Source organism: Streptomyces sp. NPDC002602 (assembly GCF_042889445.1).
Classification (GTDB): Bacteria; Actinomycetota; Actinomycetes; order Streptomycetales; family Streptomycetaceae; genus Streptomyces.
The window spans coordinates 483,431-500,018 of the sequence record NZ_JBIAQX010000003.1; the positions used below are offsets into that span (position 1 = coordinate 483,431).

Genomic DNA, 16,588 nt, shown 5'->3' on the forward strand with positions numbered 1-16,588 from the left:
ATCCCGGCGGACCGTCCCGGACGGTTCGCCGGGGTCAGCGCACCACCTGGACCCCGGGCGCGTCGTGGCGGCCGCCCAGCAGGCCCGTGACCCGGTCCAGGGCGGCGCCCAGCGAGCCCGCGGTGGGCGCGGCGGCGAGTACGTACGCGTGGTGCCGCGCGCCGGTCGGCGGGCGACGGACGACGGCCCCGCGCGGGACCTCCAGGTGGACCCGGACCACGCCGGGCACCGCCCGGGCCGCCGCGACGCCCGGACCGGCCCCGTCGGTGCGCCACCCGGGCGGGAAGTCCACGTACCGCAGCCCGGCGTGGGCGGCGCGCGGCCGGCGCGGCGGGTCGGGGAGGCCGAGTCCGGCGGCGAGCGCCAGTCCGAGCACGTCGGTTCCGTGGGCGAGCCGGAGCAGGTGGGTGAGCTCGTCGGCGCCGGGTCGGGCGTGGGCCTCGATCAGCCGGGGGCCGCGGGGGGTGAGCACGACCTCGGTGTGGGACGGGCCGTCGCGGTGCCCGGCGAGGTCGAGGACCGCGCGTACGAGGGCCCTGACGGACTCGGCCGCCGTCGCGTCCAGGGCGATCGGCAGGCGGTGGCCGGTCGCGGTGAGGTCGGGGCCGGCGGCGGGGATGCGCCGCGACCAGCCGAGGACGCGGTGGCGGCCTTCCCGGGAGAGGGCCGCGACGGCCAACTCGGGGCCTTCGAGGAACTCCTCGACGAGCAGGTCGGTGACGGCCGGGTAGCCGCGGGCGGCGGTGCGGGCCCCGGCCTGGTCGGCGACCAGGCGTACGCCCTCTCCGTCGGCGCCCCAGCGGGGCTTGATGACGCAGGGGTAGCCGATGAGGGTGGTGATGAAGGGGATGAGGTCGGCGCGGCCGCAGCGGGCGAAGGAGACGGGGTGGGCGGCGTGGAGGCCGTTGGAGCGGGCCCGCAGCCCGGCTTTGTCCATGAGGGCGGTGACGGCGGCGGTGGGGGTGCCGGGCAGGCCGAGTTCCTCGTTGGCGCGGGCGGCGGCGAGGGCGCCCGCGGGGTCGAAGCCGAAGACGGCGGCCCGGCCGCGGCGGACCTCCTCCAGCCGGCCGACGGCCCCCACGAGGCGCGGGTGGTCGCGCCAGTCCGTCCGCACCCGCCGCTCCGCCCCCTCACGGTCGGATGGCACCGATGGATCCGGCGCGACCACCACGGTGCGCGCGCCCGCACGGCGGGCGGCCGCGACCACGGCGGGGCGCGGGCTCAGCAGGACGGCCACGGGCCGGTGCCGTTGGTCGGCCGTCCGCTGCCGCATACCGCGCTCCCCCTTCACGCCGTGGCTCCACTGTGCCGGTTCGGCATATGCCGCGGGCGGGCGGTCGGGGGTCGTCTTGCCGCCTTGCGGGAACACGAGGGGTTTACAAACATTCACAGGCCGGGACGAATATGCACATGCCAGCCGATGAAGCCCGAGACATGGGCGAACTCAGCCCCGCGGCGCGGCGCCTCTACGCGTTCGCGGTGGAGCGGCACGCCTTCACGCTCCCGGAGGCGACGGCGGCGCTGGGCGTGCGGGCGGGAGCGGCGACCGCCGAACTGGCGGCGGCGCACCTGCTCCAGCGGTCTCCCGACGCCGGACCGGAGCGGTGGAGCGCGGTGGCCCCCCGGGCGGCGGCGGCCCGGGCGCTGGCCCCGCTGGCACTGCTCGTACGGGAGACACACGACGAGATGGACCGGCTGCGGGGACGGCTGGAGCGGCTGGTGCCGGCGTACGAGGCGGGGGCCGCGCACCGGGACCTGAGCGGGGCCGGCCGGCTGGAGCTGGTGACCGACCTGGGGGCGGTACGGGGACTGATCGCCGAGCTGGCCGCGTCGGCCGAGGAGGAGATGCTGACCTCGCAGCCGGGCGGCGGGCGGCCCCTGGAGGTGTTGGAGGAGTCGATCGGACGGGACGAGGCGTTGCTGGCGCGCGGGGTCCGGATGCGGACGATCTACCAGCACACGGCCCGGTACTCGCGTCCGACCGCGGCCTACGTGGAGCGGGTGACGGCGCTGGGCGCGCAGGTGCGGACGCTGGGCGACGGGCTGATGCGGATGTTGGTCTTCGACCGGCGCACGGGGCTGATGGCGGTGCCGGACCGGGGCGGGGCGGCCCTGGTGGTGCGGGAGCCGAGCGTCGTGCACTTCATGACGTCGGCGTTCGACCGCTCCTGGTCGGACGCGGAGCCGTTCCCGGTGACGGTGAGCCCGGAGGCGGCCCGGACCCTGTCGGACGAGCTGCGGCAGACCATCGTCCGGCTGCTGTCGGAGGGGCTGGAGGACAAGGTGATCGCGCGCCGGCTCGGGATGTCGGAGCGGACCTGTCAGCGGCACATCGCGGAGATCATGCGGGCGGTGGGGGCGAAGTCCCGCTTCCAGGCCGGGTACTTGCTGTCGACGGTGGCGGCCCCGGAGCCGGCCGCACCGCGGGAGTAGGCGCGGCGCGGCCGGCTCGGATCGGCCCGGGTCGGCCCCCCGGCCCGGCCCCGGCCCGGCGTCAGGCAGGGCCCTGCAACTCCGGGATCAGGCGGCCGCGTCGGGACAGCAGGAAGCGCTTGAACTCAGCGACCGGGGGCGTGTCCGGGTGTCCGTCGAGCCAGGCGACGCCGATCTCGCGGACCGCGCGGGGCGCCGTCACCGTCAGTTCGACCACCCCCGGTCGGGCCACGGCGGGCGGGGGCAGCAGGGCGACGCCGAGGCCGGCCGCGACGAGGCCGCGCAGGGTCTCGGCCTCCTCCCCCTCGAAGGCGACCTTCGGGGTGAACCCGGCCTCGGCGCACAGGTCGTCGGTGATGCGGCGCAGGCCGTAGCCGGGCTCCAGGGTGACGAAGGTTTCCTCGGCGGCCTCGGCCAGCCGGATGCGTTTGCGGCCGGCGAGGCGGTGGTCGTCCGGCACGACCAGGCGCAACCGTTGTTCGTCGAGGCGGCGGGCCACCAGGTCGGGGGCGTCGGGGAGCGGTGAGGTGAGGCAGAGGTCGAGTTCGCCGGCGCGCAGCCGCTCCAGCATGGCCTCGCCGTAGTTCTGGACGAGGGAGAAGCGGATGCGCGGGTGATCGGCGCGGAAGGCGCGGATCAGGCCGGGGACGGTCTCGGACCCCAGGGTGTGCAGGAAGCCGAAGGCGACCTTGCCGGCGGTGGGGTCGGCGTCCTGTTGTACGGACTCGGCCGCGCGGGCGATCTCCGCGAGGGCGCCTTCGGCCGAGGCGAGGAAGGTGCGCCCGGCGGTGGTGAGGGCGACGGTACGTCCCTTGCGGGCGAACAGCGTGACGCCCAGGTCCTGTTCGAGGCGGACCACGGCCCGGGACAGGGTGGACTGCGGCACGCCCAGTTCGTGGGCGGCGCGCGTGACGTGCTCGTGCCGGGCCACGGCGACGAACCACGTCAGGCGGGGGGCCAGCAGACTTGTCACCGCCATGTCTTCTTCGTAACGGTTCATTGACATGCGCCCCTGTGACCTGTGCTGATGCGGCAGTGGATCGATTATCGCGAATCCATGCATTGGACGCATCAAAAACGCGGGCCTACGGTTTTGGCATGCCTCCCGCTCATACCGGGGCACCCGTCATCTCGGGTGCCTCCACCTTGTCGTTTCCCGCACCGGAGCCCCGCTCCCCCGGCCGCCCCGGCTACCGCCGGATGAGCCTCGCGCTCTTCGCCGCCGGGCTCGCCACCTTCGCCCTCCTCTACTCCACCCAGGCGCTGCTGCCCGCGGTCTCGGCCGATTTCGGCGTGACGGCGGGGCAGGCCAGTTGGACGGTGTCCGCGGCCACCGGCGCGCTCGCGCTGTTCGTCCTGCCGCTCAGCGCGCTGTCCGAGCGGTTCGGTCGGACCCGGATGATGACCTGGTCGATGGTGATCGCCGTCGCTCTGGGGCTCCTCGTCCCCTTCGCGCCGAACCTGGAATGGCTGATCGTGCTCCGCGCGGTGCAGGGCGCCGCCATCGCCGGCATCCCGGCCTCCGCCATGGCGTACCTGGCCGAGGAGGTCCAGCCGAAGGCGCTGGTCGCCGCGATCGGCCTGTTCGTCGCGGGCAACTCCATCGGCGGCATGAGCGGGCGCATCGTCACCGGATGGGCGGCGCAGGCGTGGGGCTGGCGGGCCGGTCTGCTGACCGTCGGGCTGATGTCGCTGGCGTGCGCGGTGGCGTTCCTGGTGCTGCTGCCCCGGGCCCGGTTCTTCCGGCCGGCCTCGCTGAACCCGCGCGCCGTGGGCCGCACGGTCGCCGGTCACCTGCGGGATCCGCTGCTGCTGCGGCTGTACGGGATCGGCGCGCTGTTCATGACCGTCTTCGGGGCGGTGTACACGGTCGTCGGGTTCCGTCTGGTGGACGAGTTCTCGCTCGGACAGGGCGTCGTCGGCTCGGTCTTCCTCGTGTACCTGGTCGGCACGGTCTCCTCCGCCGCCGCCGGCCGGCTGGTGGCGCGGGCCGGGCGGCGCGGCGCGCTGTACCTGGCCGTGACCACGACGGCGCTGGGTCTGCTGCTGTCGCTGGCGCACTCGCTCGCCGCGATCCTGGCCGGGCTGGTGCTGATCACCGCGGGCTTCTTCGCGGGGCACGCGGTGGCCTCGGCGGCGGTGAGCCGGACGGCGAAGTCGGGTCGGGCGCAGGCCTCGGCGCTCTACCAGTCCGCGTACTACCTGGGCTCCAGCGCGGGCGGCACCCTGGGCGCGCTCGCCTACCACTCCTCGGGGTGGGCGGCCACGGTCGGGATCGCGCTGCTGGCGGTGTTGGGCGTCGTGTCGATCACCCTGTACGGATCGCACGCGGCCCGCTCCGAGCGTCGGCCGATGGCCGCGGCGGCGGCGCGGTGACGCGTGACCGCTGAGTGCGGCGGTGACGGGGACGTGCCCGAGGGCGCGTCCCCGTCGGCGTGTCCGGCCTGGTCGGGGCTTTCCGCACGGTCGGGGCGACCTCGGGGCGTCCCAGCCTGGTCTGGGCGTTCGGCCTGGTAGGGGCGTTGCGGAGGCGATTGTCAGACCCCTCCGGTAGCTTCCGGGTATCGGACCGACCAGGGGGATCGACGCCATGAGTGACCTTGCGACCAGCCCGGAGCTGGATGCGGCCATGGACCGCTACCGGGTCGAACTGACCGGCTACTGCTACCGCATGCTCGGCTCCTCCTTCGACGCCGAGGACGCGGTGCAGGACACGTACATCCGCGCCTGGCGGGCCCACGCGAAGTTCGAGGGGCGCTCCTCGCTGCGTTCCTGGCTGTACCGGATCGCGACCAACGTCTGCCTGGACCTGCTGAACGCGGGGAACAGGCGGGCCCGCCCGATGGACCTCGGCGCCCCGCAGCACCAGGCCTCCGCCGTGCTGAACGAGCGGCCCGAGGTGACGTGGCTGGAGCCGGTCCCCGACGGGCGGGTGCTGCCGCAGACCGCCGACCCGGCGGAGATGGCGCTGGCGAAGGAGTCGGTCCGGCTGGCGTTCGTCGCGGCGCTCCAGCACCTGCCGGCGAAGCAGCGCGCGGTGCTGATCCTGCGCGAGGTGCTGGCCTGGAAGGCGGACGAGGTCGCCACCCTCCTGGAGACCACGGTGGCCTCGGTGAACAGCGCGCTCCAGCGGGCGCGGGCGACGCTGGCCGGTCAGGGGATCCGCGAGAGCGACCCGGCGGATCCGTTGGACGCGGACCAGGCGCGACTGCTGGAGCAGTACCTGAGCGCCTTCGAGGCGTACGACATCACCCGCCTCACCACCCTGCTGCACGAGGACGCCGTGCTGTCGATGCCGCCGTTCGACCTGTGGCTCCGGGGCCACGAGGACATCGCGGCCTGGCACCTGAACCAGGGCATCGGCTGCAAGGGCTCCCGGCTGATCGCGACCACGGCGAACGGCATGCCGGCCTTCGGCCAGTACCGGCCGCGCGAGGACGGACTGCCGGGCCACGAGCCGTGGGCGCTCCAGGTGCTGGAGATCTCAGACGGGAAGATCGTCGGGCTCAACGCCTTCCTGGACACCGCCCGGTGGTTCCCGCTCTTCGGGCTCCCCCAGCAACTCGACGAGACCGACGAGAGCCAGTAGCGCGCGCAGGGACGGTCCGGCGCCGGTGAGCCGGAGCCGGATGCCGGCCCGGCGGGCGGCGAGGGCCAGTCGGGCCACCGCGTCCACGACGCCGAGGCCGGGCCGGGTCAGCGCGCTGACGTCGCACGCCACCTCGCGGGGGCCGTCCCGGGCGAGTCGGCCGATGCGTTCGCAGAGCGCGGCGACGTCCCGGGGCAGCGGAGCGGGCCCGGGGACGGTCAGGGGTTCGGGTTCCGTCGTGTCCACACCAGGGTGGACCTCCGAGGGGCCCGGAACTCATCGGTCCCGGAACCCACCGGTCCCGGAACCCACCGGTCCCGGGGCTCATCGGTCCCGGGGCTCATCGGTCCGGGTCTCGGCGCCCGGCTCTGTCCGGGCGTGGCCCCGGCCCAGGTCCCGCCCCGGTCCCCGGTCCGGCCCCGGTCCGGCCCAGGTACGAGGAACGGGACCGGTGGGGGTCCACCGGTCCCGTTCACCCGAAGGCGGCCGCGGGTCAGGCGATGCGGTCCAGGACGATCGGCGTGGCGGTGAACGAGGTTCCCGCCGCGGCGATGTCGAAGGTGCCGTCCAGCGCGGACAGCGCGTAGTCGAACTTCTCCGGGGTGTCGGTGTGCAGGGTCATCAGCGGCTGGCCGGCCACCACGGTGTCGCCCGGCTTGGCGTGCATCTCGATGCCCGCGCCGGCCTGCACCGGGTCCTCCTTGCGCGCGCGGCCGGCGCCCAGGCGCCAGGCGCCGACGCCCACGCCGTAGGCGTCCAGGCGGGTCAGCACGCCGGACTCGGGGGCCGTCACCACGTGCTGCTCGCGGGCCACCGGCAGGGCCGCGTCCGGGTCGCCGCCCTGGGCGGAGATCATCCGGCGCCAGACGTCCATCGCGGAGCCGTCGGCCAGGGCCTTCTCCGGATCGGCGTCCTTGATGCCCGCCGCGTCCAGCATCTCGCGTGCCAGGGCCAGGGTCAGCTCGACCACGTCGGAGGGGCCGCCGCCGGCGAGGACCTCGACGGACTCGCGGATCTCCAGGGCGTTGCCGGCGGTCAGGCCGAGCGGGGTGGACATGTCGGTGAGCAGGGCGATGGTCTTGACGCCGCTGTCGGTGCCGAGGGCGACCATGGTCGAGGCGAGCTCGCGCGCGTCCTCGATGTTCTTCATGAAGGCGCCGCTGCCGACCTTGACGTCCAGGACCAGCGAGCCGGTGCCTTCGGCGATCTTCTTCGACATGATCGAGGAGGCGATGAGCGGGATGGCCTCGACGGTGCCGGTGACGTCGCGCAGCGCGTACAGCTTCTTGTCGGCCGGGGCCAGGCCGTCGCCCGCCGCGCAGATGACGGCGCCGGTGGTGTCGAGGACGTGCAGCATCTCCTCGTTGGAGAGCAGGGCGCGCCAGCCGGGGATGGACTCCAGCTTGTCCAGGGTGCCGCCGGTGTGGCCGAGGCCGCGGCCGGAGAGCTGCGGGACGGCCGCGCCGCAGGCGGCGACGAGCGGGGCGAGCGGGAGGGTGATCTTGTCGCCGACGCCGCCGGTGGAGTGCTTGTCGGCGGTGGGGCGAGAGAGGGAGTCGAAGTTCATCCGCTCGCCGGAGGCGATCATCGCGGCGGTCCAGCGGGCGATCTCGGCACGGTTCATGCCGTTGAGCAGGATGGCCATCGCCAGCGAGGACATCTGCTCGTCGGCGACCACACCGCGCGTGTACGCGTCGATGACCCAGTCGATCTGCTCGGGGCTGAGTTCGCCGCGGTCGCGCTTGGTGCGGATGACGGAGATGACGTCCATGAGGGTGACTTCCTTCCGGCGGTGCGTACGTTCGAAAACTCTACGCGCATAGAGACATGCGGGGTGGCATGGGAGGGGTGAAGGGGAACGGCCCTTCCGCACGCGGGCGGAAGGGCCGTCACAGGGATCCGGCTATCTGAGGTGGTCGGGCCCGAAGGCCTGCGGGAGCATCGCGGAGAGCGGCAGGATGCCCTCCGGCGTCTCCACCTGGAGTTCGGGGCCGCCGAACTCGAACAGCAACTGACGACAGCGGCCGCACGGGACCAGGACGTCGCCCTTGCCGTCCACACACGTGAAGTGCGTCAGTCGGCCGCCGCCCGTGGCCTGGAGGGAGGACACCAGACCGCACTCGGCGCACAGGCCGAGGCCGTAGCTGGCGTTCTCCACGTTGCAGCCGACGATGGTGCGGCCGTCGTCGACCAGCGCGGCCACCCCGACCGGGAAGCCCGAGTAGGGGGCGTACGCCCGGGACATCGCGTCCCGGGCCGCCTTGCGCAGGCCGTCCCAGTCGGGGGCGGTGGCCGTCGTCACTTGCCCTGGCCCTTGCGGTACGGCATGCCGTCCGCCTTCGGCATCCTCAGGCGCTGCGCGGAGAGCGCGAGCACCAGCAGGGTGGTGACGTACGGGGCGGCGTCCACGAACTGGCTCGGGACCGAGTCGGTGACGGCGTACCAGAGGAAGATCAGCACGGCGAAGACCGCGGAGACGGCCGCCGGGACGTACTTCTTCTTGTAGCCCTGCCAGAGCGCGGCGAGCAGGAGCACGATCGCGACGAGCAGCAGCAGCGCGTGCACGTTCTCGGCGCCACCGCGCAGCTTGAGGCTGTCGATGAAGCCGAACAGGCCCGCGCCGAGCGCCATGCCGCCGGGCATCCAGTTACCGAAGATCATCGCGGCGAGACCGATGTAACCGCGACCGCCGGTCTGCCCCTCCTGGTAGATCGAGCTGGCGACGATCGACAGGAACGCGCCGCCGAGGCCGGCCAGGCCGCCCGAGACGATCACGGCGATGTACTTGTACTTGTACACGTTGACGCCGAGGGACTCGGCGGCCACCGGGTTCTCGCCGCAGGACCGCAGTCGCAGGCCGAAGGTGGTGCGCCACAGCACCCACCAGGTGCCCGGGATGAGCAGCAGCGCGACGACGGTGAGCAGCGACAGGTCGGTGACCAGACCGCCGATGACGCCGGCCAGGTCCGAGATGAAGAACCAGTGCTTGCCCTGGAGGTCGGACATCCAGTCGGACAACCCCGGCACGGTGATCTTGTAGATCGGTTCGATCGACGGGGACTGCTTGGAGGAGCCGCCCGGCGCGTCCGCGAACGTGAAGTTCGACAGGTACTGGGTGAAGCCCAGGGCGAGGATGTTCACGGCCACACCGGAGACGATGTGGTTGACGTTGAAGGTGATCGTGATGATCGCGTGCAGCAGGCCGCCGATGGCGCCACCGATGATGCCGGCCATCACGCCGGTCCAGGGGCCCCACTGGTAGCCGGCCCAGGCACCGAACCAGGTGCCGAGGATCATCATGCCTTCGAGGCCGATGTTGACGACGCCCGCGCGCTCGGCCCACAGACCACCGAGACCGGCGAGGCCGATCGGCACGGCGAGGGACAGGGCGCCCGACACCTGACCGACCGAGGTCAGGTCGTTGGCGCCGCTGATGATGCGGACCAGGGAGATCAGCGCGAGACCACCCGCGATGATCAGCATGATCCAGGGCAGGGTGAGCTTCTGGCGGCCGCCGGACTTCTTCGGGGCGGCGGCCGTCGCGGAAACGGTGCTGGTGCTCACGCCGCGACCTCCTTGTCGGTCTTGATGGCGTGGCCCGCGGCCAGTTCCTCGCCGACCTTCTGCTGCTGTCGGCGGATGCCGTAACGGCGGACGAGCTCGTACGAGACGACGACCGCGATCACGATGAGGCCCTTCATGATCGTGCCGATCTCCTGCGCGTACCCGGCCATGTCGAGCGAGGCCGAGGCCTTGTCGATGAAGGCCATCAGGAACGCGGCGAGGAGGATGCCGACCGGGCTGTTGCGGCCGAGCAGCGCGATGGTGATGCCGGTGAAGCCGACACCGACCGGGAAGGAGAGGTTGTACGTGTGGGTCTCGCCCAGCAGTTGCGGCATGCCGGACAGACCGGCGACGGCGCCCGAGATCAGCATCGAGGTGATGATCATCTTCTTGGCGTCCACGCCGGACGCCTGGGCGGCGGACTCGCTGGCGCCGGTGGCGCGCAGGTCGAAGCCGAAGCGGGTGCGGTTGAGCACGAACCAGTAGACGATGCCGAGGGCGAAGGCCACGAAGGTGAAGCCGTAGATCTCCAGGCCGTCGCCGATGGACAGCGCCGGGAACCAGCCGGACTCGGCGATGTCGCCCGTGGTCAGGTCGTTGGAGCCGGCCGGCTGGACGCCGAGGTTCTTCGGCAGGATCAGCCAGGCGATCAGGCTGGTCGCGATGGCGTTCAGCATGATCGTGGAGACGACCTCGCTGACTCCGCGCTTGGCCTTCAGGACACCCGCGATGCCGGCCCAGAAGGCGCCGGTCAGCATGGCGACGACCACGATCAGCAGGATGTGCAGCGGGCCCGGCAGGGTGACGGCGGTGCCGACCACGGCCGAGATCATCGCGGCGAGGCGGTACTGGCCGTCGACGCCGATGTTGAAGAGGTTCATCCGGAAGCCGATGGCCACGGCCAGGGCCGCCAGGTAGTACGTACCGGCCTGGTTCACGATGAGGACCTGCACGTCCTCATAGGAGGCGTTCTCGACCATGAGGCGCATGGGCTCGATCGGGTCCACGCCCGTCGCGGCCAGCACGATCATGGTCAGCAGGAAGGCGCTGACCAGCGCGAGCGCGGGGCCGGCGAAGCCGAGGAGCAGCCGGTCCTTGTCGAATTTCTTCATCGGGCCTCGTCCTCCGGGGCATCGGCACCAGCGTCGGTACCGGCGGAGTGGTTGTCGGTGGCTTCCAGGTGCCCGGAGGCGGCGCCCGTCATGGCGGTGCCGAGTTCCTCGGGGGTGACGGTCGCGGGGTCCGCGTCCGCGACCAGGCGGCCGCGGTAGATCACGCGCAGGGTGTCGGACAGGCCGATCAGCTCGTCCAGGTCCGCGGAGATCAGGAGTACGGCCAGACCCTCGCGGCGGGCCTCGCGGATGGCGTCCCAGATCTGCGCCTGCGCGCCGACGTCCACACCGCGGGTGGGGTGGGCGGCGATGAGGAACTTCGGGTTGTGGCTCATCTCGCGGCCGACGATCAGCTTCTGCTGGTTGCCGCCGGAGAGCGAGGCCGCGGTCACCTCGATGCCGGGCGTGCGGACGTCGTACTCGCGCACGATCCGCTCGGTGTCCTTGCGGGCGGCCTTCGGGTCGAGGATGCCGCGCTTGGAGTTCGGCGACTCGGTGACGTGGCCCAGGATGCGGTTCTCCCACAGCGGGGATTCCAGCAACAGGCCGTGCCGGTGGCGGTCCTCGGGGATGTACCCGATGCCGCCCTCGCGGCGCTTGCGGACCGACGCCTTGGTGATCTCGGTTCCGTCGAGGGTGATGACGCCGGCGTCCGGGGTGGTCATGCCCATCAGGGCTTCGATCAACTCGGTCTGGCCGTTGCCCTCGACGCCCGCGATGCCGAGGACCTCGCCCTTGTGGATCGTGAAGGCGATGTCGTCCAGGAGCAGGCGGCCGACGCCGGCCGGCTCGTGGACGAAGGCGTCGGGCAGGCCCGGCGTGCGCGCGGTGTCCTCGGTGTTGACGGGGGGAAGACCACCCTCGGCGACGGTCAGGCCCGCCACCTTCAGCATCGGGACGTCCGTCACGGTCGACTCGCGGGTCTCCGGCGAAGGGAGTTCGGAGCCGACCATCAGCTCGGCGAGCTGCTTGGTCGTGGTGTTGCGCGGGTCGGCGGTGCCGACCGTGGTGCCGCGACGGATGACGGTGATGTCGTCCGCGACCTTCAGGACCTCGCCCAGCTTGTGCGAGATGAAGATGACGGTCAGGCCTTCGGCCTTGAGCTCGCGCAGGTTGTCGAAGAGCGCGTCCACCTCCTGCGGCACGAGCACGGCGGTCGGCTCGTCGAGGATGAGGATCTTCGCGCCGCGGTAGAGGACCTTGAGGATCTCCACGCGCTGGCGGTCGGCGACACCGAGGTCCTCGACCAGGGCGTCGGGGCGCACGCCGAGGCCGTACGCGTCCGAGATCTCCTTGATCTTCTTGCGGGCCTTGGCGCCGATGCCGTAGAGCTTCTCGCCGCCGAGAACCACGTTCTCCAGGACGGTGAGGTTGTCGGCCAGCATGAAGTGCTGGTGCACCATGCCGATGCCGCGGGCGATGGCGTCGCCGGGGCTGGAGAAGGTGACCTGCTCCCCGTCGATGGCGATGGTGCCCTCGTCCGGCTTCTGCATGCCGTAGAGGATCTTCATCAGGGTCGACTTGCCGGCGCCGTTCTCACCGACGAGGGCGTGGACCGTGCCCTTGCGGACGGTGATCGCGATGTCCTTGTTGGCGACGACGCCGGGGAAACGCTTGGTGATGCCGTGCAGTTCTACGGCGAGAGGGGGGCTGGACGCGTTGATGACGCACTCTCCTTGGCGCGGAAGGAGCTGGAGGCAGGAGGACAGGGCGGGGAGAGAAGGTATCGCGTCCACGATGCCTCTACGCGCGTAGCACTGTCGAAAGTGAAAACTTGCGGCCAACTGACCACAAGGAACACCGAACACGGCTCGGGGCCCGGGAGCGATAGAGACCGCTTCCCGGACCCCGGAGACCATTACCGCATGTCGGACGGCCCTTACGGGGCGGTCTTGACGGTGATCTTCTTGGCGATGATGTCGGCCTTGGCCTTCTCGACCGCGGCGAGGACTTCAGCCATCTTCTTGTACTCGGGGTTGGAGTCGGCCAGGCCGACGCCGTCCTTGTCCAGGCCGTAACGGATCTCGCCGTTCTCCGGCTTGCCGTCCTTGACCGACTTGATCAGGTTGTAGACCGAGTCGGAGACGTCCTTGGTGACCGAGGTCAGGATGTGGTCCTTGTACTTCGCCAGACCGGCCTGGTTGTACTGGTCGGAGTCGACGCCGATGGCCCACTTGCCCTTGGCCGAGGCGGCCTCGATGGCACCGGAGCCCGCGAGACCGGCGGCGGCGTACACCACGTCGGCGCCGCCCGCGTCGATCTGGCCGTTGGCGGCGGCCTTGCCCAGGTCGGGCTTGGAGAAGCCACCGAAGTCCGGGGGCTGCGTCAGGTAGGCCGACAGCACCTTGGCGTTCGGGTTGGTGTCCTTGACGCCCTGGGTGAAGCCCGCCTCGAACTTCTTGATCAGCGGCACCTCGACACCGCCGATGAAGCCGACCGTGCCGGTCTTCGAGACCTTGGCGGCGGCGACGCCGGCCAGGTAGGAGCCCTGCTCCTCGTTGAAGACCAGGTTGGCGATGTTCTTGCCGGTCACCGAGGTGTCGTCGATGATGCCGAACGTGGTGTTCGGGAACTTCGGCGCGACCTTCTTGATGGCCGGGGCGTACGCGAAACCGACGCCGATGACCGGGTTGTTGCCCTTGCGGGCCAGCTCGGTGAGGCGCTGGACCTTGTCGGCCTCGCCCTCGCCGTCCGTGGGCTCCGCCTCGGCGGTGGTGATCTTCAGCTCCGACTTGGCCTTCTCGAGACCCGCGAAGGCGGCGTCGTTGAACGACTGGTCGCCGCGGCCACCGATGTCGTACGCGATGGCGGCGCCGGCGGCGGCCTTCGTCTCCGAGGAGGAGGACGAGGGGCTGTCAGACGACTTCTTACCGCCACAGGCGGTGGCCGAGAGGGCCAGCGCGGCGGACGCGAGGCCCACGGTGGCGATCCTGGTGATCCGGCGCAAGGGGAGGCTCCTTCAAAACCTGACCGAAGCGCCACGACCGGCGCTGGTTTCGCGGCGATCGTAACGCGCGTAGATGTCAGTTAAAGGCCCGTTCATGAGTCGTTATCGGATCGTCGCGAACCGGACAGTGACCGATCGGTGACTCCTCTTGTGTCCAGCCCTTGCGTACCAAGGGCTGGACACGTATACCGACCGACCACCGGATGATGTAGGGACTTTGCCGGGGCTTGACCGCGACCTCGACCGCGCCCCTCTGTCGCCGGGGTCGGCGCCGAGCGGGCGGTGTTATCCGGCCGATCACCCCCGGTGGGCGTCGAGTCGGGCCTCTCCCCGCCCGTCGAGCAGGGCCGCGGCGGTGAAGAACTCCACGCCGACCCCGATCGCGGACTCGTCCACGTCGAAGTCGCCCCGGTGCAGGTCCTTCTTGGTCGTGTCCCCGGGCTTGCGGACGCCCAGGCGGGCCATGGCGCCGGGGACGTGTTCCAGGTACCAGGAGAAGTCCTCCCCGCCCAGGCTCTGCTCGGTGTCCTCGATCGACTCCGCGCCGAGCCGGGCCGCCATGGACTCGCGGAGCAGTTCGGTGACCACCGGGTCGTTGACCACGGGCGGGACGCCCCGGACGTAGGTGATCTCCGATTTGGCCCCGTGCAGGGTCGCGATCTCGTCGATGGCCGCGTGGATCTGGTCGGGGGCCTCGTGCCAGGCGTTGATGTCCAGGCAGCGAACGGTTCCGGACAGTTCCGCGTGCATCGGGATGACGTTGCAGGCGTGCCCGGACTCGATCCGGCCCCAGGTGACCGACATGCCCGAGCGGGCGTCCATCCGGCGGGCCAGCACGGCCGGGACGTCCACGGCGACCCGTGCGGCGGCCGTCACCAGGTCGGTGGTCAGGTGCGGGCGGGCGGTGTGCCCGCCGGGGCCGGCCAGGGTGACCTCCAGGCGGTCGCAGGCCGAGGTGATCGGACCGGCCCGCAGCCCGATCCTCCCCGAGTCCACGCGGGGGTCGCAGTGCACCGCGATGATCTTGCCTACGCCGTCGAGCACCCCGGATTCGATGGCGTCGCTCGCACCGCCGGGCAGGACCTCCTCGGCGGGCTGGAAGAGCAGGCGCACCGGATGCGGGAGCAGCCCCTGCCGGTCGAGTTCGGCGAGCACCAGGCCGGCGCCGAGCACGACCGACGTGTGGACGTCGTGTCCGCAGGCGTGCGCGCGGTCCGGGATGGTGGACCGGTACTCGACGTGCACCTTGGCGTCCGGGATGGGCAGGGCGTCGATGTCCGCGCGCAAGGCCAGCATCGGCCGGCCGCCGTCCCACGTCCCCACGTCACAGATGAGGCCGGTGCCGGACCTCAGCACCCGTGGTCGCAGGCCTGCCTGCTCCAACCGGGCCTTGATCGCCGCCGTGGTGCGGACCTCCTGGTGTCCCAACTCGGGATGCATGTGCAAGTCCCGGCGGAAGGCGATCAGTTCGGCACGCAGGTGGTCCGGAAGCTTGCCGGGCAGCTCGGGCCGGTCGGGCTTGCCGGGCAGGGCGGTCTGGGACTCGCGGGACATCAACTGGTTCACCCGTTTAAGGGTAGGCCCACCGACGGGTCAACTGGCTGGAGATCACAAAAAGTTCATGCCGTTAGGGGAAAGAAACCCGACCTCTGGACGCATGACCGTATGCGTGCGCGGGTAAACTCGCGCGCTCAGCCGGCCGCCCGAGCGGTCTGGGCGGGGAGTCTGCGCACATCACGGGCGGTGTCGGTGACCCCGGCCAGGAAGCCGCGGGCCCGCGGCGAGGCGGTGGCGGTGAGCCAGGCGGGATCGACCTCGCACACGGCCACGGTGACGCCGGTGCCGATCAGGGCGTACGGCAGCGTGTGGACGACCGTGGACGGAAAGCTGACGATGGTGCGGCCCACCGGCCCCCGCCGGGCGATCAGCTCCAGCGGCAGGTCCGGACGTACGATCTCCAGCCCGGTCGCCTCGCTCAGCGCGCGCAGCTTCTCCGGGGACTCGCGGCGGTGCGCGAAGTAGCGGGTCGCGCCGTGTTCCCTGGTCAGGGCCAGGACGGCGGCCCGGTAGCGGTCCGGGTCCACCACGCCCGTCTCCACGAGCGAGGTGCCGACCAGGTCCGTACCCCTGGTCAGGCGGGGCGGGCCGAAACGGGCCCGGGTCCAGGCGAAGTCGTTGAGCCGCACCTCCATCCCGGGCAGCGGGGTGACCGGCATCGAGGTGAACACCTCCACCCGGCGACGGTCGCCGCCCGGAGTCAGCCTGCGGCGCGCCGTCCCGGACACCGGGGCGTACGCGAGCTCGCGCACCCGGGCCCCGGCGCCCGCCCCCGTACGGTGCCAGCGGCGCAGCCGTTCCCCTCGCCCGAGCTGCGCGACGAACTCCATGGTGGCGGTGCCGTCGTCGACGACCACCAGTTCGGCGGCCCGCGCCGGGGCCAGCAGGAGCTGGACGAAGCGGGAGAAGGGGTCGCCCACCACGATCCGCTCGGCCCGGCGCACGTCGGCGGCGAGCGCGGCCAGCGCCTTGAAGGGGGCGCCGGCGCCCCCGCGCGCCTCCTGCCAGTGGACGGTGTACCCCTCGTCGCGGGCGAGCCCGGCGACCCGGCGGAGCTGCCCCCGGGACATCGGGTCGGTGGGCGGGAGGACCACGATCGTCGGCGCCTGCGGGCCCGAAGCCCCGGAGCCGGGCAGGGTGCGCGGCCCGCCGGCGCGGTCGGCGGTGCGATCCCCGGCGGTCGCCCGGGCGGTGGATCGCCCGGGCTGGCTCGGGACGCCGTCCAACAGCCGGCCGACGGTCGCGCGGGCGGTCCCGTCGTCGGCTCGGGCGGCCCCGTCGTCGGCGCGGCGCGCGTGGGCCCACTCCAGCACGTTCAGCAACTGGACCGGGCTTTCCACGAAGGCCAGGGTGGATGCGGAAGGGATCACCACGTTCTCCTCGTCA

At 72.0% G+C, this 16,588-nt stretch carries 14 protein-coding genes; 3 read left to right on the top strand and 11 right to left on the bottom strand.

The annotated features are described in order from the left end of the window. Positions 1-34: 34 nt before the first annotated feature. Positions 35-1,273 (bottom strand): ATP-grasp domain-containing protein, encoded by a 1,239-nt coding sequence (locus ACFYW3_RS11535; RefSeq protein ID WP_389386145.1) that lies wholly within the window; start codon positions 1,271-1,273, stop codon positions 35-37. A 137-nt stretch (positions 1,274-1,410) separates the two neighbouring features. Between ACFYW3_RS11535 and ACFYW3_RS11540 the strand changes: the two genes are divergently transcribed. Further along, complete coding sequence (locus ACFYW3_RS11540; protein WP_389386146.1) at positions 1,411-2,433, top strand: LuxR C-terminal-related transcriptional regulator; 1,023 nt, start codon at positions 1,411-1,413, stop codon at positions 2,431-2,433. Between the two features lie 61 nt (positions 2,434-2,494). Here the strand turns inward: ACFYW3_RS11540 and ACFYW3_RS11545 are convergent, their stop codons facing one another. Then, a complete protein-coding gene (locus ACFYW3_RS11545; protein ID WP_351379906.1) occupies positions 2,495-3,433 on the bottom strand; it encodes a LysR family transcriptional regulator in 939 nt (312 codons plus the stop codon). Between the two features lie 98 nt (positions 3,434-3,531). Between ACFYW3_RS11545 and ACFYW3_RS11550 the strand changes: the two genes are divergently transcribed. Both ACFYW3_RS11550 and ACFYW3_RS11555 read left to right on the top strand, forming a co-directional pair. Then, positions 3,532-4,809: an MFS transporter gene (locus ACFYW3_RS11550; RefSeq protein ID WP_389386147.1), complete on the top strand. Its 1,278-nt coding sequence runs from the start codon at positions 3,532-3,534 to the stop codon at positions 4,807-4,809. Between the two features lie 214 nt (positions 4,810-5,023). Continuing rightward, positions 5,024-6,022 (top strand): sigma-70 family RNA polymerase sigma factor, encoded by a 999-nt coding sequence (locus ACFYW3_RS11555; RefSeq protein WP_389386148.1) that lies wholly within the window; start codon positions 5,024-5,026, stop codon positions 6,020-6,022. Here the strand turns inward: ACFYW3_RS11555 and ACFYW3_RS11560 are convergent. The 9 genes from ACFYW3_RS11560 to ACFYW3_RS11600 form a co-directional block, all read right to left on the bottom strand. Beyond that, on the bottom strand, positions 5,918-6,268 hold the full coding sequence (locus tag ACFYW3_RS11560; protein ID WP_389386149.1) for an STAS domain-containing protein: 351 nt from the start codon (positions 6,266-6,268) through the stop codon (positions 5,918-5,920). The genes ACFYW3_RS11555 and ACFYW3_RS11560 overlap by 105 nt on opposite strands. A gap of 247 nt (positions 6,269-6,515) precedes the next feature. Beyond that, entirely contained in the window at positions 6,516-7,793 is a 1,278-nt protein-coding gene (locus ACFYW3_RS11565; protein ID WP_351379916.1) for a thymidine phosphorylase, read from the bottom strand. Between the two features lie 132 nt (positions 7,794-7,925). After that, positions 7,926-8,324: a cytidine deaminase gene (locus tag ACFYW3_RS11570; RefSeq protein ID WP_351755447.1), complete on the bottom strand. Its 399-nt coding sequence runs from the start codon at positions 8,322-8,324 to the stop codon at positions 7,926-7,928. After that, positions 8,321-9,586 (bottom strand): ABC transporter permease, encoded by a 1,266-nt coding sequence (locus ACFYW3_RS11575; protein WP_351755444.1) that lies wholly within the window; start codon positions 9,584-9,586, stop codon positions 8,321-8,323. The genes ACFYW3_RS11570 and ACFYW3_RS11575 overlap by 4 nt, the downstream gene beginning before the upstream one ends. Next, on the bottom strand, positions 9,583-10,698 hold the full coding sequence (locus ACFYW3_RS11580) for an ABC transporter permease (protein WP_351755442.1): 1,116 nt from the start codon (positions 10,696-10,698) through the stop codon (positions 9,583-9,585). Before ACFYW3_RS11580 ends, ACFYW3_RS11575 begins: the two co-directional genes overlap by 4 nt. Then, a complete protein-coding gene (locus tag ACFYW3_RS11585) occupies positions 10,695-12,434 on the bottom strand; it encodes an ABC transporter ATP-binding protein (RefSeq protein ID WP_384617743.1) in 1,740 nt (579 codons plus the stop codon). The genes ACFYW3_RS11580 and ACFYW3_RS11585 overlap by 4 nt, the downstream gene beginning before the upstream one ends. A 143-nt stretch (positions 12,435-12,577) precedes the next feature. Then, on the bottom strand, positions 12,578-13,645 hold the full coding sequence (locus ACFYW3_RS11590) for a BMP family ABC transporter substrate-binding protein (protein ID WP_351755439.1): 1,068 nt from the start codon (positions 13,643-13,645) through the stop codon (positions 12,578-12,580). 297 nt (positions 13,646-13,942) lie between these two features. Continuing rightward, entirely contained in the window at positions 13,943-15,199 is a 1,257-nt protein-coding gene (locus tag ACFYW3_RS11595; RefSeq protein WP_351755504.1) for an amidohydrolase, read from the bottom strand. Between the two features lie 137 nt (positions 15,200-15,336). Continuing rightward, positions 15,337-16,572: a hypothetical protein gene (locus ACFYW3_RS11600; RefSeq protein WP_389386150.1), complete on the bottom strand. Its 1,236-nt coding sequence runs from the start codon at positions 16,570-16,572 to the stop codon at positions 15,337-15,339. Positions 16,573-16,588 lie beyond the last annotated feature (16 nt).

Excerpts from the sequence above, each read along its gene's own strand:
- ACFYW3_RS11535 (WP_389386145.1), bottom strand. The coding sequence starts at position 1,273 with ATGCGGCAGCGGACGGCCGACCAACGGCACCGGCCCGTGGCCGTCCTG.
- ACFYW3_RS11540 (WP_389386146.1), top strand. The coding sequence starts at position 1,411 with ATGCCAGCCGATGAAGCCCGAGACATGGGCGAACTCAGCCCCGCGGCG.
- ACFYW3_RS11565 (WP_351379916.1), bottom strand. The coding sequence starts at position 7,793 with ATGGACGTCATCTCCGTCATCCGCACCAAGCGCGACCGCGGCGAACTC.
- ACFYW3_RS11545 (WP_351379906.1), bottom strand. The coding sequence starts at position 3,433 with ATGAACCGTTACGAAGAAGACATGGCGGTGACAAGTCTGCTGGCCCCC.
- ACFYW3_RS11580 (WP_351755442.1), bottom strand. The coding sequence starts at position 10,698 with ATGAAGAAATTCGACAAGGACCGGCTGCTCCTCGGCTTCGCCGGCCCC.
- ACFYW3_RS11555 (WP_389386148.1), top strand. The coding sequence starts at position 5,024 with ATGAGTGACCTTGCGACCAGCCCGGAGCTGGATGCGGCCATGGACCGC.
- ACFYW3_RS11595 (WP_351755504.1), bottom strand. The coding sequence starts at position 15,199 with ATGTCCCGCGAGTCCCAGACCGCCCTGCCCGGCAAGCCCGACCGGCCC.
- ACFYW3_RS11550 (WP_389386147.1), top strand. The coding sequence starts at position 3,532 with ATGCCTCCCGCTCATACCGGGGCACCCGTCATCTCGGGTGCCTCCACC.